Annotated in this window: 17 protein-coding genes and 1 tRNA gene; 11 read left to right on the forward strand and 7 right to left on the reverse strand. The window is 50.3% G+C overall.

The window, feature by feature from the left end; genetic code table 11:
• The first annotated feature begins 33 nt into the window (after positions 1-33).
• The 3 genes from HMPREF9441_RS11400 to HMPREF9441_RS11410 all read left to right on the forward strand — a co-directional run bounded on the left by HMPREF9441_RS11400 (position 34) and on the right by HMPREF9441_RS11410 (position 2105).
• Positions 34-636, forward strand: a complete 603-nt coding sequence (locus HMPREF9441_RS11400; RefSeq protein ID WP_021981153.1) for a thymidine kinase — start codon at positions 34-36, stop codon at positions 634-636.
• Positions 637-649: 13 nt separating this feature from the next.
• Entirely contained in the window at positions 650-1912 is a 1263-nt protein-coding gene (locus HMPREF9441_RS11405) for an AI-2E family transporter (protein WP_008621278.1), read from the forward strand.
• 120 nt (positions 1913-2032) lie between these two features.
• Positions 2033-2105: transfer RNA gene (locus HMPREF9441_RS11410), tRNA-Lys, on the forward strand.
• 114 nt (positions 2106-2219) lie between these two features.
• Here HMPREF9441_RS11410 and HMPREF9441_RS11415 read toward each other — a convergent pair.
• The 5 genes from HMPREF9441_RS11415 to HMPREF9441_RS11435 form a co-directional block, all read right to left on the reverse strand.
• A complete protein-coding gene (locus tag HMPREF9441_RS11415) occupies positions 2220-2906 on the reverse strand; it encodes a hypothetical protein (RefSeq protein WP_008621280.1) in 687 nt (228 codons plus the stop codon).
• Between the two features lie 71 nt (positions 2907-2977).
• Positions 2978-3997 (reverse strand): DUF362 domain-containing protein, encoded by a 1020-nt coding sequence (locus tag HMPREF9441_RS11420; RefSeq protein WP_008621281.1) that lies wholly within the window; start codon positions 3995-3997, stop codon positions 2978-2980.
• On the reverse strand, positions 3982-5070 hold the full coding sequence (locus HMPREF9441_RS11425; protein WP_008621282.1) for an MBL fold metallo-hydrolase: 1089 nt from the start codon (positions 5068-5070) through the stop codon (positions 3982-3984). The genes HMPREF9441_RS11420 and HMPREF9441_RS11425 overlap by 16 nt, the downstream gene beginning before the upstream one ends.
• Positions 5071-5198: 128 nt before the next feature.
• Positions 5199-5927, reverse strand: a complete 729-nt coding sequence (locus HMPREF9441_RS11430) for an SDR family NAD(P)-dependent oxidoreductase (protein WP_008621283.1) — start codon at positions 5925-5927, stop codon at positions 5199-5201.
• Positions 5928-6004: 77 nt separating this feature from the next.
• Positions 6005-6586: a Crp/Fnr family transcriptional regulator gene (locus HMPREF9441_RS11435; protein ID WP_008621284.1), complete on the reverse strand. Its 582-nt coding sequence runs from the start codon at positions 6584-6586 to the stop codon at positions 6005-6007.
• A 972-nt stretch (positions 6587-7558) separates the two neighbouring features.
• Between HMPREF9441_RS11435 and HMPREF9441_RS11440 the strand changes: the two genes are divergently transcribed.
• From HMPREF9441_RS11440 to HMPREF9441_RS11455, 4 genes are all read left to right on the forward strand, one after another.
• Positions 7559-8659: a 6-bladed beta-propeller gene (locus HMPREF9441_RS11440; protein WP_244949741.1), complete on the forward strand. Its 1101-nt coding sequence runs from the start codon at positions 7559-7561 to the stop codon at positions 8657-8659.
• A 228-nt stretch (positions 8660-8887) separates the two neighbouring features.
• Positions 8888-9040 carry a hypothetical protein gene (locus tag HMPREF9441_RS18640; protein WP_008621291.1) on the forward strand — a complete coding sequence of 51 codons (153 nt, stop codon included), beginning with the start codon at positions 8888-8890 and terminating at the stop codon, positions 9038-9040.
• A 152-nt stretch (positions 9041-9192) separates the two neighbouring features.
• Positions 9193-10215, forward strand: coding sequence for a BF3164 family lipoprotein (locus HMPREF9441_RS11450; RefSeq protein WP_008621292.1), 1023 nt, complete (start codon positions 9193-9195; stop codon positions 10213-10215).
• Between the two features lie 280 nt (positions 10216-10495).
• Complete coding sequence (locus tag HMPREF9441_RS11455) at positions 10496-11926, forward strand: alpha/beta hydrolase family protein (RefSeq protein ID WP_008621294.1); 1431 nt, start codon at positions 10496-10498, stop codon at positions 11924-11926.
• Between the two features lie 4 nt (positions 11927-11930).
• Here the strand turns inward: HMPREF9441_RS11455 and HMPREF9441_RS11460 are convergent, their stop codons facing one another.
• Together HMPREF9441_RS11460 and HMPREF9441_RS11465 are read right to left on the reverse strand one after the other, a co-directional pair.
• Positions 11931-14402, reverse strand: coding sequence for a glycoside hydrolase family 95 protein (locus HMPREF9441_RS11460; protein WP_244949742.1), 2472 nt, complete (start codon positions 14400-14402; stop codon positions 11931-11933).
• A gap of 124 nt (positions 14403-14526) precedes the next feature.
• Positions 14527-16815 (reverse strand): GH25 family lysozyme, encoded by a 2289-nt coding sequence (locus tag HMPREF9441_RS11465; RefSeq protein WP_244949743.1) that lies wholly within the window; start codon positions 16813-16815, stop codon positions 14527-14529.
• Positions 16816-16966: 151 nt separating this feature from the next.
• Between HMPREF9441_RS11465 and HMPREF9441_RS11470 the strand changes: the two genes are divergently transcribed.
• From HMPREF9441_RS11470 to HMPREF9441_RS11485, 4 genes are all read left to right on the forward strand, one after another.
• Entirely contained in the window at positions 16967-18964 is a 1998-nt protein-coding gene (locus HMPREF9441_RS11470; RefSeq protein ID WP_008621297.1) for an alpha-L-arabinofuranosidase C-terminal domain-containing protein, read from the forward strand.
• Positions 18965-19272: 308 nt separating this feature from the next.
• On the forward strand, positions 19273-20226 hold the full coding sequence (gene metF, locus HMPREF9441_RS11475) for a methylenetetrahydrofolate reductase [NAD(P)H] (protein WP_008621298.1): 954 nt from the start codon (positions 19273-19275) through the stop codon (positions 20224-20226).
• 4 nt (positions 20227-20230) lie between these two features.
• Positions 20231-21346, forward strand: coding sequence for a DNA polymerase III subunit (locus tag HMPREF9441_RS11480; protein WP_008621299.1), 1116 nt, complete (start codon positions 20231-20233; stop codon positions 21344-21346).
• A 23-nt stretch (positions 21347-21369) separates the two neighbouring features.
• A complete protein-coding gene (locus HMPREF9441_RS11485; protein ID WP_008621300.1) occupies positions 21370-22698 on the forward strand; it encodes a PSP1 domain-containing protein in 1329 nt (442 codons plus the stop codon).
• Positions 22699-22700 lie beyond the last annotated feature (2 nt).

The following is a 22700-nucleotide window of genomic DNA, read 5'->3' on the forward strand; positions in this document are numbered from 1 at the left end:
TTTGCAGAGAATTATAATCAAAAACATCCGCACATGAGTCCGATAACCGAACGAAACGGGGAAATGATGCGCAGAGGACGGATTGAAGTCATCTGCGGTTCCATGTTCTCCGGCAAGACCGAAGAACTGATCCGAAGATTGAAACGAGCCGAATTCGCCCGCCAAAGCGTAGAAATATTCAAACCGTCCATCGACACGCGCTATGCCGAACAAGACGTGGTGTCGCACGAAGGAAACTCCATTCCCTCCACCCCCGTAGATTCTTCTGCCAGTATCCTGCTGCTTGGTTCGGACACGGACGTAGTGGGCATAGACGAAGCGCAATTCTTCGACGAGAATCTGATTGACGTATGCAACGAATTGGCCAATCGCGGCACACGCGTAATCGTGGCCGGACTGGACTTGGACTTCAAAGGCGTGCCTTTCGGCCCCATGCCGGGATTATGCGCCGTGGCGGACGAAGTGACCAAGGTGCATGCCATTTGTGTGCGTTGCGGTGCGCTGGCCTACGTGTCCCACCGTACGGTCGACGACGAGAAACGAGTGCTTTTAGGGGAACAAACAGCATACGAGCCGCTCTGCCGTGCCTGTTACCAAAAAGCGATAGAAAAAGATAATCTAAAACATCAAGTCTAACTCCTGCTTCATTATGTTTGAAAAAGAAATAACGTTCGACCGGTTTATCCGAGGATTGATGGTTGTAGCCGGGTTGGGACTGGCCATATACATCATCAATCTGCTCAGCGCAGTACTCCTGCCTTTTTTCATCGCCTGGTTCCTGGCCTATATGATATATCCCACAGTGAAGTTTTTCCAGTACAAACTTCATCTCCATAACCGAATCTTGTGTATCGCCATTACCTTATTATTAATATTGGCAGCCATAGCCGGTTTCTTTTGGCTCATCATCCCTCCGGCCATCGCCGAATTTGTGAGATTCCGTGATTTAATAGCCGACTTCATCAAAGAGACAGGAAATTCCACCATAGCCCGCAATATCGAAATTTTCTTCCAACAGAATATCGACCAAAATGCTTTCATACGGTTGCTGCACGAGAACAACGTGATGGAAGCGTTGAAAGTGGCCGTCAACCAACTATGGAGCCTGGTTTCGCAAACATTCGACATCATCATTGCACTACTCGGTTTTTGCATGGTGCTCCTCTATCTTTTTTTCATCTTGTTGGATTACGAAAAATTATCTGAAGGTTGGATCAAGTTAGTCCCTAAGCGTAGCAGGCGTTTTGCAGCGGCATTGGTGGATGATGTACAACACGGGATGAATTCATACTTCCGCGGTCAAGCCCTTGTCGCCTTTTTAGTAGGAGTCTTGTTCAGCATCGGGTTTCTCATCATTGACTTTCCTTTAGCCATAGGTTTGGGAATGTTTATCGGTTTTCTGAATCTCGTACCTTACATGCAAGGATTCGGCTTCATCCCCACAGTTTTGCTCGCCCTATTAAAAGCCAACGACACAGGGGAAAATTTCTGGCTCATTTTACTTTCAGCTTGTATCGTCTTTATCGTCGTACAAAGCATACAAGATGCCTTTCTCGTCCCTAAAATCATGGGCAAGCTCATGGGATTGAATCCGGCTGTCATCCTGTTGTCGCTATCCGTGTGGGGTTCTTTATTAGGTTTAATCGGCCTCATCATCGCACTTCCCTTGACAACCCTCCTGCTTTCCTATTACCGTCGCTTCATAGAGCGGGACGAACGCAAAGTCATACTGGCAGAAGAAAGGCGACGTAAACGTCCTTTATCTTCTCAATCCTTTTCAAGCGAATCCTCCGATGCTTTCCCTCCCATCCCCACAACATCTAACCGCAACGGTGAGTCCACACCAAAGGAAGAACACATGCATGCTTCTGAAAGTGGAAAAAGCTCTTCCGTAGAGGGTGAAAAGGATTAAAAGACATCATCTCTACGAAAAAAAGCCCCCATTATGAAAAAAAACGGGCAAATCGTTTGCTATTCTCAGAAAAAGCCGTACCTTTGCACTCGCAATCAGGAATGATGCATAATAGAGGTCGATTCGTTAGCTCAGCAGGTAGAGCACAACACTTTTAATGTTGGGGTCTTGGGTTCGAGCCCCAAACGAATCACTGAAAGAAAGACAGTTTTCATTTTTCAGAAAACTGTCTTTTTGTTTATAGATACTACATTTAGCCTTTTTATGTAGACGCCAATTATAAATCTATTAAAATCGGATTCACCTGCTATTTCTTGCGGGCTGCCACTGCCAAAATGACACCTAAAGCCACTCCCAACAAAGCCGCGAAAAGCACGCGCACCTCTCCCGGCAAGAGGAAAGTTACCGTATGTGCAGGAAACCAGAACAAGGGTATCGTCTTCTTGAACACGAACTCCCATTGTACACGCCAATTCAATCCCTGCATAATCTCGCCCATAGGGATGGGACTGAACAGGCCACGCAGGGTACCACCGGTCATCAGGATATGCGTGTCGGTGATTTTGTGGAACGTCATGAACACGGGCGCAAAAATACTGTTCATGGTAACGGAGATGGCAAAAGCCAGTAACACTTTGCCCCAGCTAAATGCACCTTCCATAATGGCAGCGGGATTATCCACACCCAAATAGGCGGCAAAAGCAGGCACTCCGGTAGAAAACACCACAAAAGCCATATTGATACCCATTCCTAAAAAGCCCCATACCACAGCACGGGGCAAGACGCCGAACCCCTTACGGAAATAATGCCCCGAACTGATACGTAGACCCAACAGCTCACCCATAGTGGACAGTATGGAGAATTTGACAAAGCTCATCACCATACCATGCGCAGCATTAAACGACTGATACCCTTCATAAAGCGTGCGGGACAAGAAAAAAGGTACAAAGAATGCGGCCACCACCAAAGCAAAATATAAATCAGCGCGTTTCATGATATTCTAATTTTGTATTAATAAATTCTCCGGAATCGTATCTTTCTACGATTCCGGCATTCCTCTTAAAACTATTTCAACTCCACCAACTCATATTGCTGACTGCCCAACCCGATTTGCTCGGCATAGTCCAACGTATGCATGCCGTGCCGGGAGTCTATGCGTTCAATCAGGTGTATCTTTCCATGGTCTTCCGAAGCACGTACCTGGTCCACACAAGCCCGGTCGAGTGCCACGGGGTCGAGCGAAGCCAGGATTCCGATGTCCCCCATCTTCGGATCTTCGGGCGTGGCCACGCAATCGCAATCCACCGAAAGTTTATTGGCCACGCTGATATACAAGATACGGTCGCCGCAATGGTCGGCCACAGCTTTGGCCGCTTCGGCCATCGACTCTAAGAAATCGTCCTGCGGAGGCAATTTGCCCCACACTTCTTTCACGCTCTTCGTTTTTCCGGCGGAATGAATGTAAGCCTTCCCCGAAGAAGAAGCGATACCGATGGAGATATTCTTGATAGCCCCACCGAAACCGCCCATCGGGTGACCTTTGAAATGGGACAACACTACGGTAAAGTCATATTCCGGATACGCCTTTCCCACAAAATCTTCTTTCAAATGCTTTCCCCCTTTCACGGGCAACGAAACTTCTCCGTCCGCATCCATGATGACTACCGGGGCTATGGCCGTAAAGCCGTGGTCTTTGGCCGCTTTCAGATGCTTTTCCGTATCGGAACGTCCGCCGCCGTAGGCCGTATTGCACTCCACGATAGTGCCGTCCACCTTCTGCACCAACCCTTTTATCAATGCCGGATCGAGGTAATTGTTATTTCCGGGTTCGCCGGTGGAAAGCTTCACCGCCACTTTTCCGGTAGCCTTCCGCCCGAGCGCTTCATACACTTTCATCAGGCTCTCCGGACTGATTTCTTTTATCATATACACTTTGGCCGGTACTTTTTCCGACCGTGTCTCACAAGCAGTCCCCTGTCCCTTCACACTGGAAGCCCACAGGGAAAGACCTGCCCACGCGCAAACCGCGAATAAAAACAAACGTTTCATGACCCTATATTTTAAAAAACTCATTTTACACTCCATTCCACCACTTCTCCAATCATCGGACACAAGACTTCCAGCGAGCTGTCCTCAGCCAGCTTACGGACGTTCTCCAACGGTTCGTCCCAACGGTGGCGTGCCAACGCGTATTTGGAATGGTGCACCGTGAGCACCCGTCGGGCACCCAAAGCTTCAGCTTCCGCATGCTGGTATTTGGGCAACGTGTGGATATAACGCCAGTCTACGTTGTACTGCCCGTTCTCCAACACGGCCAGATCTATCCCCGGAAAACGTTTCCCGATGTCGGCATAGTGCGCTCCGTAGCCGCCGTCCCCACCGATGTACACCTTACGCCCCGCCGCTTCTACCAGAAAAGACGCCCACAGGGTACGGTTCGACCGCAAACCACGGCCGGAGAAATGACGGGCAGGCAAGCAATGTACCGTCACACCGCCGCCCAACGTAGCCGTCTCGTTCCAATCCAACTCCACCAACCGTTCCGGTTCGTAGCCCCAGTACTCGAAATGTTCGCCCACACCCAAAGGACACACCACCTTACGGACACGCCCCTTCAGGCGCGTCACCGTCCCGTAATCCAAATGGTCCCAATGGTCATGCGTAATCACCAGGCAATCTATATCCGGCATATCTTCCGGACGATAGATATCCGTCCCCGGAAAAGGCTTATTCAGGAAAGATACCGGAGCGGCACCGCAAAACACGGGGTCTACCAAAATACGCTTGCCGCCCAGTTGAAACAAATAGGAAGAATGCCCGAACCATACCAAAAGCTCCCTATCCGGGTCGAGTGCACGCAAATCCGTCTTCACCGACGGAACCGGATGTTCCGGACGCAATCCTTCCGGCGACTTTTTGAAAACGAAATCCAGCATGGCCCCCCATTTCCCCTTTTCCGAAGTCATCAGGACGGTAGGTTCCATGTTACGGAACTCCCCGTCCCTGAAATTCGGCGACCGCTTGATACGTTCCAACCGTTCGCCACGCGGCAAACGCCCGAACGACGGCGTCTGAAGGAAAAGGACCACAGCCACAATTGCCACAGCTATGACACACAATATGACGAGCAATATCTTTATCATTTTCTTCCGATACATGTCTTTTTTAAACTTTATCTCCTAATGTCCCGGCAAAGATAAGCGTTCGCCCGGAAATATCCTATACCTTTTTTACTTGATTTACAACCGGAATTACTTCCCGGCCTTCCGAATGCGGATTCCGGTCCTCATCCTTTCATCATCCTGACATACAGCCACCCCGGTATATGACGATACACCCAAGCAGCCAGTCTCCAGCGTCGGGTGACATATACGACCTTACGCCGCCGGTCGATACCTCGTGCGATTTGCCGACAAGCCTTGTCCACCGGAGCGACCCAAAACAGCCCCTCCCCCTTGGCCATGGCCGTATCTACAAAACCGGGACGGATGTCTGTCACCTCTATCGGCAGCCGCCGCACGGCCACACGCTGACGCAACCCTTCCAAATAATTCATCTGGAAAGATTTTGTGGCATTATAGGCCGGTGCCGCCCCACTGCCGCGCAGGCCGCCCACCGAGGTGACAGTTGCCAGATGCCCCTGTCCCCGGTTTTCAAAATACCGTATGGCCCAGTCCGCCACGCAAGTCCACCCCGTCACGTTCGTATCCAACGTGCAACGCTCTACGGCATAATCCAGCTCCGGATTCAAGTCTCCCGTCCCGGAAGCAAGCACCAGAATATCCACTCCTCCCAAGCGGGACGCCAAACGCTCCAATGCCACCGGAAGCGCCTCCGTGTCCGTCACATCACACACCTCTGCTTCAAACACATCCGGACGCGACGCACACAAGTCTTTCAAACGGCCCGACCGACGCCCCATCACTCCGATTTTCACCTCTCCGCGTTCCGCATACAAACGAGCCAATCCCTCACCGATACCGGACGTGGCTCCCACAATCAAAATTCTCTTCATGGTCGTTTACATTTTATTTCCACTTTCGATTTTCGGGCAAAGTTAAAAGGGAGCCGCCGGATTTTCCTTGAAGTATTTCAAGAAATTCCGGACTTCAACAATTTTTTCCGGATGGCACTCACCGTTTCGGGCGTCACCCCGATAAACGAAGCGATTTCTTTCAGCGGACGCTGTTCTTTCAGTTCGGGATAACGCCTCATCAAGTCCATATAACGCTCTTCGGGCGTACAACAATAACTGTCCATCAAACGGCGGTAGGTCATGACGAACAGTTGCTCAGCCACGATGCGCCCCAAACGCTGATGTTCAGGAGACATTTCCCAGTAACGCCTCAGCTTTTCGTAAGGCAAGACGTAAAGCGTGCTTCTCACGATAGCCTGCACGTCCGCCAACGCCGGACGGCTACAAAGGCACGAGGTGTATTCGGCCACGAAACTGTCGCGGAAGCTATACCCGACGATATGCTCCCCACCTTTCGTGTCCGTCCGCACGAAACGGAACATGCCGTCTTCCACATAGGCCACACGCCCCGACCGTCCGCCTTGCCGCACAAAATAATCCTGCTTTTCCAATATCCGCCGCTCCCCTTGTTCCAAAAAGAACCGTTTCATGGCCGAGAGGTCCAGCTCTTCCATATAATAATCATTTATCGCATCCATGCCGCAAAATTAATATTTTCCGCGTATACCCGCACATTTATTTCCCCAACCTATCAATTTATCAGATTGTCAATATCCCCCCACACAAGACGACACTTCCGGCAAATTCAAATTGGTTTTGAAAGAAGGGGACAAGTGAAGGATGCCGGAGTGCCCTTCGTTGTCCTTTTCTGTCTCTTGTTTTTGCCGCACACTGGAAAATCATTGTGCTGTGATTGATTTTCCGGTTTGCGGTAATTGTTTTTGGTTTCTTTGCTTGTCTTTCTATGCCTCTCCCCTCCATACAGGGAGATATGTGGAAAAATCCATTCGCATCCTTCATACTTATTGGCTTACAGGTTGTTAAGGTGAACTTTCTTCATCTATAGGGTTCACCGGGTATTCACCAGAGAGGGGTATGAAGATGTCGGTTGTGGATGATTGTCGCTGAAAGAAGGCTGAAGGATGGATGAGTACATCCTTCACCATAACCTGTTGTATTCCAGAAGCTTGAAAAGCTTCCTGAAGGATGAAACATGTTTTTGAAAACTTGCTGTGTATGTCCATTTGGAGGGATGTTTCAGGTCTGTGCCAACCCGTATTACCATGCCGCAGGCGTAAATTTCCCGTTAACGGGGTTAGTAAATATTAGTAAAAAAAGCACAGCGGTTGACATTGTCCTTTGGAAATTTTGTAATTACTTTGCCTCCGAATCCCATGCAGGTAGTCGGTATAAAATAGCGTAAAGCCGCGAAATCTGCAAAGGGTATAATTTTAAAAATCAAGTGTTATGAAGAAGAAGTTCCTCGCGCCCTTGACGGGCGCAGTGGCGTTGGTTGCAAACAAGGACGTTACAATATATTTGAAGAATGACAATGAATGTTTTATTGCAATCTTGAAAAAAGCTTTTAACTTTAGAAATTATTAGAGTTAAGTTGTGTTTGTTTTTATATTTTACATATCAAGTAGATTCTTATGAGAAAAAACAATCTGATGAAATTGGGATTTTTTGTCAATATCCTTTTTTTCTTGTTATCCTGCGGGGGAAAGCAACAGGGCGGTATTCCTGTTCATTCGGTAGACGTACTGCAAAGAGACAGTGTAAACCATTTCTTTTCCGGTTATGAATATGTCATGTTGGAAACCAATGAAAATTGTTTGTTGGGTGAGGTAAAAGGTATGAAAGTCTATGACTCGGTGATAGGCATAAGGGAGCGTGAAAGAATACTTCTGTTCGGACATGACGGAAAGTTTATTTCTAAAATAGATAAAAAGGGACGTGGAGCAGGAGAGTACCTGTCTGTGGAGGACTTTTGCGTCAGGGATTCTTTGGTATATGTGCTCTCAGGTGCTTATAAATCTATCTTAGTATACGGCATGAGCGGTACTTTTGTACGTAAAATAGAACTAGGTGATTGGTATGGGCATTTTGAGGTTCTGGATGACGAATTGATGTTCCTTTCCTCTGAATATAACAATGAAAAACGATATAACTTTGTGGTGTTCAATTATGTCAAACAGGAGGATGCGGCTGTCTTTTCCCCTTTCGAGACAAATGAAGGCGTTGCATTCGGGGACTTTCTTCCATTTTGTGGAACCTATGACAATGGCCGGTATGCGATCCTTCCTTTTGATTGTACCTATACGGTATATCAGTTGGACAAGTCCGGCTTTACGTCTCATTGCCGATTTGAGTTCAATACAGAAGATCGGCTTGAAGAAGGTATGCCATTATTCGATTTATACCAGAGGACTAGTGGCAGGGATGTAGTGCGTTATTTGGGGCTTTATGAAGAATGTAACGGTTCCATATATGTGACATTTGAACTTTTTACGACCAAGGGAGGTATAGGTACTTTTGTATATAAGGTCGGATCGGACAAAAAGTCCTACCTCATGCGGTTGCAAGAAAAGCACATCCCTACATATCCCTACGTATCAAGTCCTTATGGGGTATATAAAGGCTCATTCTATTCCATTGTAGAACCTTCCACTATAATGTATATAGAAAATCAGTATGGTCTGTCCTTATTTCGTGACAAAGGGCTGACGGAAGAAAGCAACCCCGTGGTATTCTTTCATAAATTGAAATGAAATATGAGGCATACCGATGTTTTATGTTGCCGATGTTCCTTGCTTCGTATCGTGGCGGGGAAGCATGTTCTTCTTGCGGGTTGAAGGCAATGTACTTGCGGGACGGGCGGATTCATGATTGGGAGCCGTATGGCAAGAGTGTGTCTCCTTGTTTTATCTTCATGCCATTGCAAAAATAGCGTGAAGCCGCGAAACTTGCAAAGGGTATAATTTTAAAAATCAAGTGTTATGAAGAAGAAATTCTTCGCGCCCTTGACGAGTGCAGTGGTGTTGGGCTCGCCGGTCTACGCCGGGTATTGCACTTATGATACGTACCATGGAGTGAGTGAGAGTGGTTTGTTATTGGAAATCCAAGGTAAGAACAGGATATACTTATTATGATTGCGGTTCCTGTGACAGGGTATATGATGAGCAAGGAAAAGGAAGTACATCCAAATGCCTTCCTAAGTAAAAGTGTTTAATAAATTAATTCATGGAGGAGAAGGTTTGATAAGGACTTGCTTCTTCTGTTTCCTAATTAAAAATAAGAATAAATGTTGAGCGATAAGTTTAAAAGTAACAAAGGAGTGGTATTTTCTCTTGTTATTTTATTATTAGTTTGTTGTAAGGGGCGGGAGAACGTGAAGCTTGTGGAAGGATTCCCGTCGGAATATGATTTAAAAGCGACAGGAATAGATTCCCTTAATCGTTATCCCGGTACTTATGCCATTTCTATGGTGAGAGATAAATTTATCGGGATGAGAAAGGCAGACCATTTCTTTTTCGCGTTGAACAATGATTTCTCTTTGATATCCGAAATCGCAGCCAAGGGACATGGCAATGGAGAGTTCATGGCCCCTCTTTATTGTGGCCAGCATGTGGAGGAAAGTGGGAAAGAATATGTGTACATATTGGAACGTCCAAAGCGTAAATTATATAAGGTCGCATTGGATGAGTCAGAACAGAATGAATGTATATTTGAGATCCCTATGTCATGGAACATAGAACCGTCTTTTCTTTTTCTCCACGGGAAAGATAGTTGTCTGGGAGTGAACAATTTGTATAGTTGCAATTTCTTTGTGGCAGATTTGTCCCAAGATGAAGCGGAGGAACAGGACGCTGTATATGAATTTTCGGGAACGGAGGAGGATATTTTCAACGTGGCACAAAGCACGGCTTCTTATTCAGCCGAGAATTCCCGCGTAGCTATGGCGTATTTCAATCTTCCGGAGATAGATATCCGTGCTTCGGATGGACGTTTGATACAATCTGTTTTTTATGAAGATGTGATGAAACCGTCAGAAATAAACCCGTATGAACCACGTATGTTTTTTGCTTATGTCACTTCCACCTCTCGTCATATTTATGCTTTATATATTGGAGATGAAGAAGAACAGGATGCAGGTAAAAGCCTGATTTTGGTTTTTGATTGGGACGGCAATCCTGTTTGCCGTTTGAGGATTGATGCAAGCGTATGTTTTGCGATTGATACGAAAAACCATCGGATAGTTTCCATTAATGAAGCCGACACCCATTTTGTAGCTTCGGAGTATAGGTTGCCTGACATATTGCAGTAGTATGAAGTTGGTTGTATATACGGATACAGCGACTTGTTCTTCGTGTGCCTTGCGAAAGATGCACTTGTGGAATGGGTATTGACTGATTTAGCACTTTATAAAGGGGCCATTCAATGCTGTTTCATATTTCGTCCCTTGCCTAAAGACATGAATGGCGGAAGAGGACGCAGGGCAGCCTACTGGAAAGCCCTTATTCTAAAAAGGATTTTTTAACGCGAGCGGATTGCATATATTTCCTCAATACCTTAACTTTGAATATCGACTTTAAAACCTTTTCGCCATGAAAAAGATGATATTGGGATGTTTTTTGTATGGGACGGCCATAGGATTATATGCACAAGCCCCACAAGGAGACTTCAAAGGCTCAATACAAATAGGGCAAACGACAATGCCTATCGTGTTCCACTTCGGACAGCAGAACGGCCAACCGACAACCACCATGGACAGTCCTGCACAAGGAGTTTTCGGTTTCCCAGTACAATCGTCTGAATGTATTTCCGACGGAGAATTAACCCTGAAAATCCCACAAATACAGTTCCGCTATGTAGGCAAAGTACGCAGCGACTCCCTGATAGAGGGGACGGTGACGCAAGCCGGGCAGTCCCTTCCGCTGAATTTGGTACGCACGGCCCGGAAAGCCGGTGTGTCGTCTGAACCGGAAAGGCCCGGCACCCCAAAACCGCCCTTCCCCTACCGGGAAGAAGAGGTAAGCGTCACAACAAAAGACGGCATAAAATTATCGGGTTCACTGACTTTGCCCGAAGGGGAAGGGCCATTCCCTGCCGTGCTCCTTATTTCCGGCAGCGGGCCGCAAGATCGGAATGAAGAGGCATGGAAGTACAAACCGTTTCTCATGATAGCCGACTGCCTGACCCGGCAAGGCATCGCCGTACTCCGCATGGATGACCGCGGGACCGGCAAGTCCGGAGGCCGCTATGCCGACGCCACCTTGCAACTCGCTGCCACGGATGCGGAATGTGCCTTGGATTATCTTCTCCGACGGAAAGACATCCGACGCGGTAAGACCGGACTGGCCGGACACAGCATGGGCGGCACCATCGCTTTCCGTATAACCGCGCAACGTCCGCAAGACGTGGCTTTCGTACTTTCATTGGCCGGAGCCGCCATTCCGGGAAAAGACCTGATGATGCACCAATGTGAGAAGATCATCCTTTCGCAACTCCCTGCCACCACAAGCGACAGCCTGCGCACCCTGTACGAGGAACTGTACGGCACCATGGCGCTCCCCCTTCCGCTCGACTCCATACGCCACAGGAGCACTCCTCTCATGGTCTCCATTTGGCAGCATCTCGGCATAAACGAAGACACCTACCGGGAAAACCTCACGGACAGCATCCGCCGACGCAAGGCCCGCCAACTCACCGGACAAGCCATAAGTCCGGAAATAGCCAGTATCATACAATATGACCCGAGCCATGACTTAAGCCGGGTGCAATGCCCCGTATGGGCCGTCAATGGAGCAAAAGACCTGCAAGTATTGCCCGAAGAGAACCTGAAAGCCATCAAAACGCTCGCAAAAGGAAGCCCGCAAGTCGTCACGCACATTTATCCCGGCCTGAACCACCTGTTCATGGAAGCCCCCACCGGGCATCCCTCGGAATACGGACTTCTAAAAGGGAATTTCAGTCAGGAAGTGCTGCAAGACATGGCGGAATGGATCAGGAAAACCGTAGGGGCACCGGCTGATTAAACATCTACCTCCCGTCCAAGGGACGGAGTATGTACGTCTTGCCGGATTCTGTCCTGAAAGTTATTTCCGCCCCCTCTTTCACATTCCCTCGCACAAGGCCTTCCACTTGCACGCGGCATCCCGGCCACGGATTCCGTACGCGGCATATCCCGCCACGTTCGCTGTACACTTCCACCGGCTGCACCTCACCGTCACGCAACGAGGCACTGACCAAGAATGCTCCCCTCGCACGCAACGTACGGAACGAAGCGTCGGAGGCTTTGTCCCAGTTAGGAAACAGGCGAATCTGCCCGTCGTAACTTTGCATCAGGCATTCATTAATGACAGCCGGTAAGGCAAAGTTCTCAAACCAGACTCCCATCCCTCCCATGTACATATAATCTGTCAGGTCGTTATAACGCCCGCCGATCTGCAATACGGCATCCGTCACCGTTCCGCCAGGCAGGGTGGCATAACGGACTTGCCGCTTGAAAGCTTCCAGGTCGAGGATACCGAGACGGGACTTTTGCAGGTTCAAGAATACAATGTCATTGCCTCCTTCGTTCTGATGCGCCCGGCATGTATTCAGCAACCACTGCCGGATGCTATCGGGAGCACTGAGTCCGTATTCCTCTCCGGGAAACACATGAGTAAGGTTAGCAGGCACGTTATACACGATTTCGTCCCGTTCGCCGGGCACAGACACATATATCCGCCCGTATTTCTCCGATTCGTACATAGGATAATCCGGCATACGTCCCAACACGTGCCGCACATCGCGTACCAGATTCCGTTCTTCCTTACGCAAATCCAATATCTCCACTGCCTCCAGATAAGCCTTAAAGACGAATTTGGCCAGCGCAAGGTCTATCTGCGTGTCGTAGTTGAACTTAAAGCCGGGTTGCAAGCCGTACAGTTCCGGCGGCACGGAAGGAAATATATGGTAACGGTCGTCGCCCCACTCTTCCCCATGCGCCTCCTTGCGGGTCATGTAATCCGTAAGGAACAGTACGGCATCCCTTATCGGAACAAAGGCACGCCTGCGCAAAAAATCGGTGTCGCCGGAATACAGGTAATGCCACCACAGCCCCTGCACCATCCACGGCGTCTCGAAAACCTCCCATCCCCAGTCCGGCACCGGATAGGGATGCAGGTTCATTTCCACGGGATAAGCCGAATGAGGGAAAAACGCCCCACGCATCCCGTAATACTCTTTTGCCCATTTGCGGCTGACAGGCAAGAGATGGTCTACCAAATCCGCATAGACCAGATTCTTGTCCAAATGGTTGGAAGAGAATGTCACCCAAAAGGGCTGTTGCGTATTATAGTTCAAATGATAGTCTCCATGCCAGGCCGTCCCGATATTCCCGTAACTCCAATTGGCGAAAATACCGGGACAAGTCGCTCCCGGACGAAGCGCGCAATTAAAGAAATAAAGGTTACGATACCAGATTTCTTCTAAATCCTTATCGGCCAACGAAACGGAAGAACATCCCCAATAACGCTTCCACACGTCCCGGTTCCGCTCTTCACTTTTCCGGGCCTCTTCCACCGAAGGCTCCAAATCCCGCACCATCCGGCCTTGTACTTCTGTAGCCATCCCCTCGCGCAAGGCCACCCTGACGCAAAACGGCTCCCAGGAGGAAGACACATAACGCTCCATATCCGCCAGATTTTCTTTGATGCCCAAAGTCGTCGTACGCTGTCCCCTCTCCAACCTTTGGCTGGCATAAACCTGCAAAGCGAAAGCCTTGTCTTTCTCCGGACGGGGCTGTACGGTGGAATAAGGCAGCTCCTGATAGAAACCCAAACGGTTCTCACCGGATTCCCACACACGGTAACGGGGAATGTCGCCGGGGGTGGACGGGTCGGGAATCACACGAAGCCGGTTGAAACAAGAAGCCGCCGGACGGCCTTGCCCGTCGGTCAGGACAAGCCAAGCCTCATCCTTCTCCATATCAGTATATACCAAAAGCTCATGCCTCTCTCCTCCAACCGACAAAGAAATATGACATACACCATCGGATATATCCAAGGAATAACCCAAAAGTTCTACCTCGCGGCGGTCGAATCCCAACAGAAGCGTACCGCAAGGGAAAGGACGGGGATAAGGACTACGGTAATTGTCGGCCGTCAACGAAAGATAGTCCGAAAATTCTTTATCATGGTGGATAGACGGAAGCGAATCCGGCAGAAGGGAAGCTTTCCGGAACACTTCAGCAAACGTCCCGATCTTGTCTTGATGGTTTTCCGTGACGCGGATATCCCATACATTGTTATGCCCGAAGTGCAGACAAACGGCATCAGGCCGGGTGGTCACCACCACTCCCATGCCTCCGTTTCCCAACAATGCCCCTTCGAAGAAGCCGGGCGCAGGCTTGTCCATCACAATAGGGTAACGGGCAGCCGTCTGCATCCCCACACTATCTTCCGCCTGCAACGGCATCCCTTGAAGCATGCACAAGCAGCCCCATATCCATGCAATACCTCTACGCATAAGTAAGTTTTGTTTCTTTTGATTCAACAGATGTACTTTTTATCTATTCTGTTGCAAAAGTAAAAAGAACCCGAGGCGGATTCAAGTAGGTTTTCGTTAAGAATTAAAAGGTTTGCTGCAAACGTCACTTCACGGTTTGCGTCCGCAAATACCTCTTGAACTGTTCCTCCGAACCATTGAATACGTCGATGTCCACATCACCCTGGATACCACGGACCCGGCCGTCGGGCGAGAGCTGCCAATAGAGCAAATGCACGTATGGCTTGTATTCCCCGTAACGGGCCACCCATACGGGATAGGCTTTCAACTCTTCCGGCGCGAACGGCATATAACGATTGACAAAATCCTGGCTCACATATATAATAGGTGTGGTGCCGCTCCGGCGACCTACCTCTTTCAACCATACCAGCATTTCACGGAACAGCACGTCACGGCCTCCCATCGCCGCAATCCGCCTGTCGGACAGCTCCACGTCGAGCATCGGCGGAAGATCGCCTTTCTGCAAGCGGGACTTCTTCAGGAAATAGTCTGCCTGGCGCATCGCCGGACGGGTGGAAAAGAAGTGATAGGCTCCGACCGGAAATCCATACCGGCGCGCGGCACGTACATCCCGCGTATAATAAGGATTGAACACCGTCAGCCCCTCCGTGGATTTGATGTACACGAAAGAGACCGGATAATCCACCGCTCCCAACGCATTCCGGTCTGCCGTATGCCCCAAACGTGTAATGCGTAGGTTCCTCCAGTCTATACCGTACACCCGCCGCTTGTGCACATGCTGATATTTGGAAATGTCGATGCCGTATATCCGTTCCGAATGGTACAGCATTTGTTCGCCCCGGAACCGTCCCTTCGCCCACACTCCGCACTTGACCACCTCGTGAGGAGCTACTGAAAAGCCGAAGCCGTCACGCCGCCCGTCCTTCCATTTCCCTACATAGTACCCTCCGTCGTTCGCCGTGAACTCTCCCTCGCCATGCTCTTCCATCCGTCGGTTGAAGAGACCTTCATACGTCCCCTCTTTTGCCCGAAGTCGTCCGCGCCGCAAAGAATCCCCGCGCCAATATCCGCTGTACGTGCGCCCCAAGGAGTCGGTATACTCCCCGTATCCTTTCCGGATGCCCGCATGCCAACTGCCACGGTACACCCCGCCATCGGGATAACGCATCACGCCCTCACCTTCCGGAAGCCCACCGGCCAACTGTCCGTAGAACAGCGTATCCCGACGCGTATAAGTACCGTAGACCGGTCCTGTTTCCGACACGTCTTTTTCTCCGGTAAAGTTAAAACGGAACCCTGTGCGCCAACCGGAAACCCAGGCTTTCAAATCTTCCCATACACACTCCGGCCAAGACGCATGGGACAAACTCAAAGCATACAACCCGGCAGCCGGATAAAAACGGCCACCGACCCACATGCCGTTCAGATTCCTCCAAGGCCCGAACACAGGAGCACCCTCTGCCCCCTGAATTAAAGGAATTTCCGGACAACTGTCTTCCATCCGGATGCTCACCGGCGAAGCTTCAGCTTCTTGCCTACGGGACGCCGCACCCGGCCATCCCCAATGCCCCCACCATGTATAATACGGCGAAAAGATATGGAACCAACCATAGGGAAACGGATTCAACCGAAAACGGCGGCAACCGTCGGGTAACTTACCGCCTGCCACCTGCCACACGGACGGACCTCCCGGCCTTTGCGCCAACCGTCGGCAAACGACCGTCCAGCCACCCGCTGCACGGCCTGTTTCCGCATGGATGCGCAACGTCCGCTCCTCACGCAAATACGCATCTTCTCCCCCTGCGGCCAGCAACCTGTCCAAAGCTTGCTTGCAACGTGCCAGTTCTCCACACTGCGCCTTCACCCATTCGTTATGAGCCATGACTTCATGAAATCCTTCGTCCACCACCGAATGCGTCCGGCCATAATACTCCATTTCCTCCAACATCCTCCGAAAACCGGCCAAACGCACAGACAACAGTCGCGACTCTTTCTGCAAGGCAGGAAGCAAGGTCTCACGATTCAGCCGTTCCGGTCTCGTCACGGAATCGGCAGCCGTCAGCAAACGGCCGGAATAAGAAATGAAAAAGGCATTGGCCCGAAATTCACGCTGTGCAGTTTCGCGCTCTGTAGAAAGCCCTCCCAAGGTGGAATCGGTACGTAAGACATTAAAATACAAGGTGTCGCCTCCTGGTACTTCCAATTCATACCAAGACACCGTGACAGCCTCTGCCACGCCCTCACGGCATGCCCTCTCCGAAGTCGGCCCAAAAAGCAGGCATCCACACAAAATGATTCCTACCGTCGCCGCCCACGCTGTTTTGCAAAATTTGCTCACGCCCGGCAGAGACAAGCAAGCTTGCCTCTGCTCTCGCTTAATCGCAAATTTCTTTTTATCCCACTTCCACCTCATACATTTCCCGCACGAAAAAGCCTCATTGCTTTTCTGTCTAATTAAAAACAAAAATACAAAAAGCATTTAAAAGATGTTGCGGTTTTAAAAGAATATAAGTATTTTCGCAGCGATAAATCATTTATTAATTTAACTAACGCTCTATTGTATCATGAAAATCAACTCTCTGCTTGCAGGTGTAGCGCTCATGGCAACTTCGTACACGGTTTGCGCACAAGACAATACCGTGACCGTACAGACTAAGAAAATCGGAGCCGACATCCAGCCGACCATGTACGGTGTGTTCTTCGAAGACATCAACTTCGGAGCCGACGGCGGTTTGTATGCCGAACTCGTCAAAAACCGTTCTTTTGAATTTGCCCCCGACCATTACATGGGTTGGAAGATGTTTGGCAACGTTACGTTGCAGAACGACGGTCCCTTCGATAAGAATCCGCATTACGTCCGTTTAGGTTACGCCGGACATGGCGATATGTGGACGGGCATACAGAACGAAGGCTTCTTCGGCATCGGTCTGAAGAAAGATGCGGAATACCGTTTCTCCGTATGGGCACGCGTGCCGGACGGCAAGCCGGTGACGCTGATGGTCCAGTTCATCGACCAGAACACGATGGATGACGCACAGCAGTTTGTCAGTCAGGACTTGGTTATCGACTCGAAAGAATGGAAAAAATACACGATGGTCATGAAATCCAACCGTACCATCGCCAAGGCCAACCTGCGCATCTTCCTTTCCAATCCGCAACATCGCTCAGGTACGGGTACCGTAGACTTGGAACATGTATCTCTCTTCCCGGTCGACACTTGGATGGGACATGAGAACGGCATGCGCAAGGATTTGGCACAAGCTTTATACGACATGCGTCCGGGCGTGTTCCGTTTCCCCGGCGGCTGTATCGTAGAAGGTTCCAATCTGGAAACGCGCTACCAGTGGAAGCATACCGTGGGGCCGGTGGAAAATCGACCGCTCAACAAGAACCGTTGGGAGTCGACCTTTACCAACCGTTACTATCCGGACTATTTCCAAAGCTATGGTCTGGGATTCTATGAATACTTCCTGCTGAGCGAGGAAATCGGCGCGGCTCCGCTTCCCGTATTGAATGTAGGTATGGCTTGCCAGTACCAGAATTGGGACAATGAGAAAGCCCACGCGGCCTGCAATGCCGAGGATTTGAAGCCTTACATCGACGATGCCCTCGACCTGATCGAGTTCGCCAACGGTTCGACCGACACAAAATGGGGAAAGTTGCGCGCCGATATGGGCCATCCGGAACCGTTTAACATGAAATACTTAGGCATCGGAAACGAGCAGTGGGATAAGTTCTATTTCGACCGCCTGAAATTCTTTGTGGAGACTGTCCGCAAAGCCCATCCGGAAATCCTCATCATCGGTTCGTCCGGTCCCGACTCGGAAGGCAAAATGTTCGACCTCGGTTGGGAAGACATGAAGAAACAGAAAGTAGACCTTGTGGACGAACATTTCTACCGTCCGGTAGACTGGTTCAAAAACAGCATGAACCGCTATGACGACTACGACCGTAACGGCCCGAAAGTGTTCGCTGGCGAATATGCCTGCCACGACCACGGCAACCGCATGAAATGGAACCACGCAGGCGCTTCTATCTACGAAGCCGCTTTCATGACCACATTGGAACGCAACGCCGACATCGTGCACATGGCTACATACGCTCCGCTTTTCGCCCACGTGGAAGGCTGGCAATGGCGTCCCGACCTGATTTGGTTCGACAACCTCCGCAGCGTGAAGTCCGTAAGCTACTACGTACAGCAGATGTATGCCAAGAACATGGGTACGAATGTCGTACCGGCTACGCTCGCCACTCCCACTCCCAAAGGTGAGGACGGCCTGTTCACCAGTGCCGTGTTCGACAAGAACACCGGTGAATATATCGTGAAGGTCATCAACACGACGGACAAGGCGCAAACCGTGGACATCAAGTTCGACGGCTTGAAGAAGATAGAAGGCAATGCCACAACCGTTACCTTGGATTGCAGTGACTACACCTTAGACAACACATTGGATCATCCGAACGCCATCATTCCGCAGGACGGATGGGCAGCAGTAGAAGGCAACGTCATCAAAACTACCGTTCAAGGTAAAAACTTCGTGATTTTCAAGGTGAAGAAATAAAACCTCGGGCACGAATCTCTATAAACGTATTTTGCGGGTACTCCCTTTACCATGAAGGAAGTACCCGCAAACTTTTTGTCAAAGAACAAGGACGGTACGGAAAACTCGATGCCGAGAAAGGTGCGACCGTGAACACCTTGTACGGAGAAGTGCAAACCGCCCGTTAACTTTCAAGCCGATATGGGGCAGCGCGAAAATTGGAGAATGCGCCGGATCCATATCGGCTTTTGAAAAAAACATATCATTCCTTTCCTCTTTTTACCTGCATATTAAGATTCTTTGCGTATCTTTGTACAAACGAAGAAAGGATGAACGTCATTGATTTGATTCAGAACCATAAAGGAACGGCTTTTTCTTTCGAAGTACTGCCTCCGTTGAAAGGAGCAGGCATAGACCGGTTGTTCCATACCATAGATACGCTCAGGGAGTTCAACCCAGCGTATATCAACATTACCAACCACCGCAGCGAGTATGTGTACAAGGACTTAGGGGGGGGCATCATGCAACGCCTCCGCATCCGCCGCCGTCCCGGCACCATAGCCGTAGCGGCAGCCATCCAAAGGCATTACGACATACATGTCGTGCCCCACATCCTATGTAGCGGATATACCCGTGAGGATACGGAGTACATGTTGCTCGACCTGCAATTCCTGGGCATCAGCGACTTGTTGGTGCTGCGCGGTGACAAAGCCAAGGAAGACCCGGCCTTCCGTCCCACGGGCGACGGTTATTCGCATGCCACGGAACTCATCGAGCACATCAACCGTTTCAATGAAGGTTTCTTTGTCGACGGTTCACCTATCAAGTCTCCCGGCACGTCATTTTCATACGGCGTAGCCTGCTACCCGGAAAAACATGAGGAAGCACCCAATCCGGAAGCCGACTTGGCCGTGCTCAAGCAGAAAGCCGACATGGGTGCCGCATACGCCGTCACCCAGTTGTTCTACGACAATGCGAAGTATTTCGACTTCGTGGACCGTGCACGCCGGGCCGGCATCACCATCCCCATCATCCCGGGTATCAAGCCGTTTGCCAAACTGTCGCAACTCAACGTAGTACCTAAAACGTTCCATTGCGACCTGCCCCAAGCTCTGGCTTTGGAAATAGGAAAATGCAAAACGGACGAAGAAGCCAAACAAGTAGGGATAGAGTGGACGGTGGAACAATGCCGCGAGCTGATCGGTCACGGTGTGCCGAGCATCCATTTCTATACCGTTTCGGCCGTGGACAGTATCCGCGAAATCGCACGTCAAATCTACTAAAGCCATGTTCAGCCAGGTTGTAGGACAAACAGACATCAAAGAACGCCTCCTTCAGGAAGCGCAAGCCGGACGTGTGCCGCATGCCTTGCTCCTGAGCGGACCTTCGGGATGCGGAAAACTGGCTTTAGCCGTGTCGTATGCCCAATACCTGCTATGCCACCGTCCGGGGACGCACGATGCCTGCGGAGAATGCCCGTCATGCCGGACTTTCACGCATTTCGTACACCCAGACCTCCATTTCGTCTTCCCCATCATCAAATACAAGACGGCGGAAAGTTCCGTATGCGACGTGTATATAGACGCATGGCGCAAACGGCTGCAAGCCGGGCTTTATTTCGACTTGAACGACTGGTTGGGCGACATGAAGGCTGAAAACCAACAAGCACTCATCTATGCGGCCGAAGCCGCCCAGATACAGCGGAAACTGGCACTTAAATCCACCTTGGGCGGACGTAAGGCCATGATTGTTTGGATGCCGGAGAAAATGAATGCGGAATGCGCCAACAAGTTGCTCAAACTCATCGAAGAACCGCCTGAACAAACGAATTTCCTTTTGGTGAGCGACGAGCCGGAGAAAATCCTGCCCACCATCCTGAGCCGTACCCAACAAATCGAGGTAAAGGGCATCGACCACGAAAGTTTGGTGGAAGCCCTCCGCAAAACCCATCCCACGGAGGACGTGGAAGCTCTCGCACGCAATGCCAGAGGCAGCTACACCGCAGCACTGAAAAGCCTGGATGCCAGCCGGGACAATCTGCTTTTTTTCGATCTGTTCGTCATGCTGATGCGGTTGAGCTACCAACGCAAGATCAAGGATATGCGGAAATGGAGCGAACAGATTGCCGGCATGGGGCGGGAAAGACAAAAGAACTTCCTGACGTACTGCCAACGGTTGGTGCGCGAAAACTTCATCTATAACTTCCGCAGGCCGGAACTGAACTACCTGACGGCACAGGAAGGGGATTTCGCCAAAAACTTCGCACGTTTCGTCAACGAGCGGAACGTCATCAAAATCATGGACGAACTGAGCGACGCACAACGGGACATCGAGCAAAATGTCAACCCACGAATCGTATTTTTCGACTTTGCCCTGAAGATGATTGTGCTGCTCATACAATAATATATATCAAAAACCGACAACGAATGGAGGAAAAATTCAAACTGAACGGGCCGTGCCGGGGACTTTGCGCCAAAGGTTGCGGACGACAAAATAAACAACTGAATACGTACGATTACCTGGCAGACATCCCGGGTAACGCAGAAGCCACCGACCTCGTGGAGGTGCAGTTCAAGAACACGCGCAAGGGATATTACCACAACAGCAACCGTCTGCCGTTGGAAAAAGGCGACATCGTGGCCGTGGAAGCCACTCCGGGACACGACATCGGTGTGGTCACCCTCACCGGACGCCTCGTCCCCCTTCAAATCAAGAAGGCCAACCTGAAATCGGAACAGGAAATCAAACGGGTGTACCGCAAAGCCAAACCGGTTGACATGGAAAAGTACGAAGAGGCCAAAAGCCGTGAGCACGACACCATGATACGTTCGCGCCAGATAGCCAAGGAATTGGGACTGCAAATGAAAATCGGCGATGTGGAATACCAAGGCGACGGGAACAAAGCCATTTTCTACTATATCGCGGACGGGCGCGTGGACTTCCGCCAGCTCATCAAGGTATTGGCCGAGACTTTCCACGTACGTATCGAGATGAAACAAATCGGTGCACGGCAGGAGGCCGGGCGCATCGGCGGTATCGGCCCGTGCGGACGGGAATTGTGTTGTGCCACGTGGATGAAGAACTTCGTTTCCGTCTCCACCGGAGCAGCCCGCTATCAGGACATTTCCCTGAACCCGCAGAAGCTGGCCGGACAATGTGCCAAACTGAAATGTTGCATGAACTATGAGGTGGACACTTACGTGGAAGCCGGAAAACGTTTGCCGAGCAAGGAAATCACTTTGCAAACCCAAGATGCCGAATATTATTTCTTCAAAGCCGACATCCTGGCCGGATTAGTCACCTATTCCACCGACAAGCATTTGGCTGCCAACTTAGTCACCCTCACTACCGCAAGAGTCTTCGAAATCATCAACATGAACCGCCGGGGCGAGAAGCCTCAACGTTTGGAAAGCGGGGAAGCAGCAGAACCGACCAAACCGGCTGACCTCGTTGAACAGGAGAGCCTGACACGGTTCGACAAGAGACGGAAAAACAAAGGCAAACGCAAAGACAACGGTAATCCTCGCGGCTCACAATCTTCCAAAGAGACACAAGGCGCGGAACGTCGGGAAGAGAATGCCGGCAAAGACCGCCGTAACCGAAACCGCGGACGGGACAACAAAGAATACAAAGGCGAACAGGGCGGCAACCGCGAGAACCGCCCCGGCAAGGATAAACGCAAACGGGACAGGGACAATCGCTCGGAAAAAGCTGTTAAGCCCGCCCCAAACACACCGGCCGAAAAGACGGAATAGTC

This window comes from Paraprevotella clara YIT 11840 (genome assembly GCF_000233955.1).
In the GTDB taxonomy this organism is placed as follows: domain Bacteria; phylum Bacteroidota; class Bacteroidia; order Bacteroidales; family Bacteroidaceae; genus Paraprevotella; species Paraprevotella clara.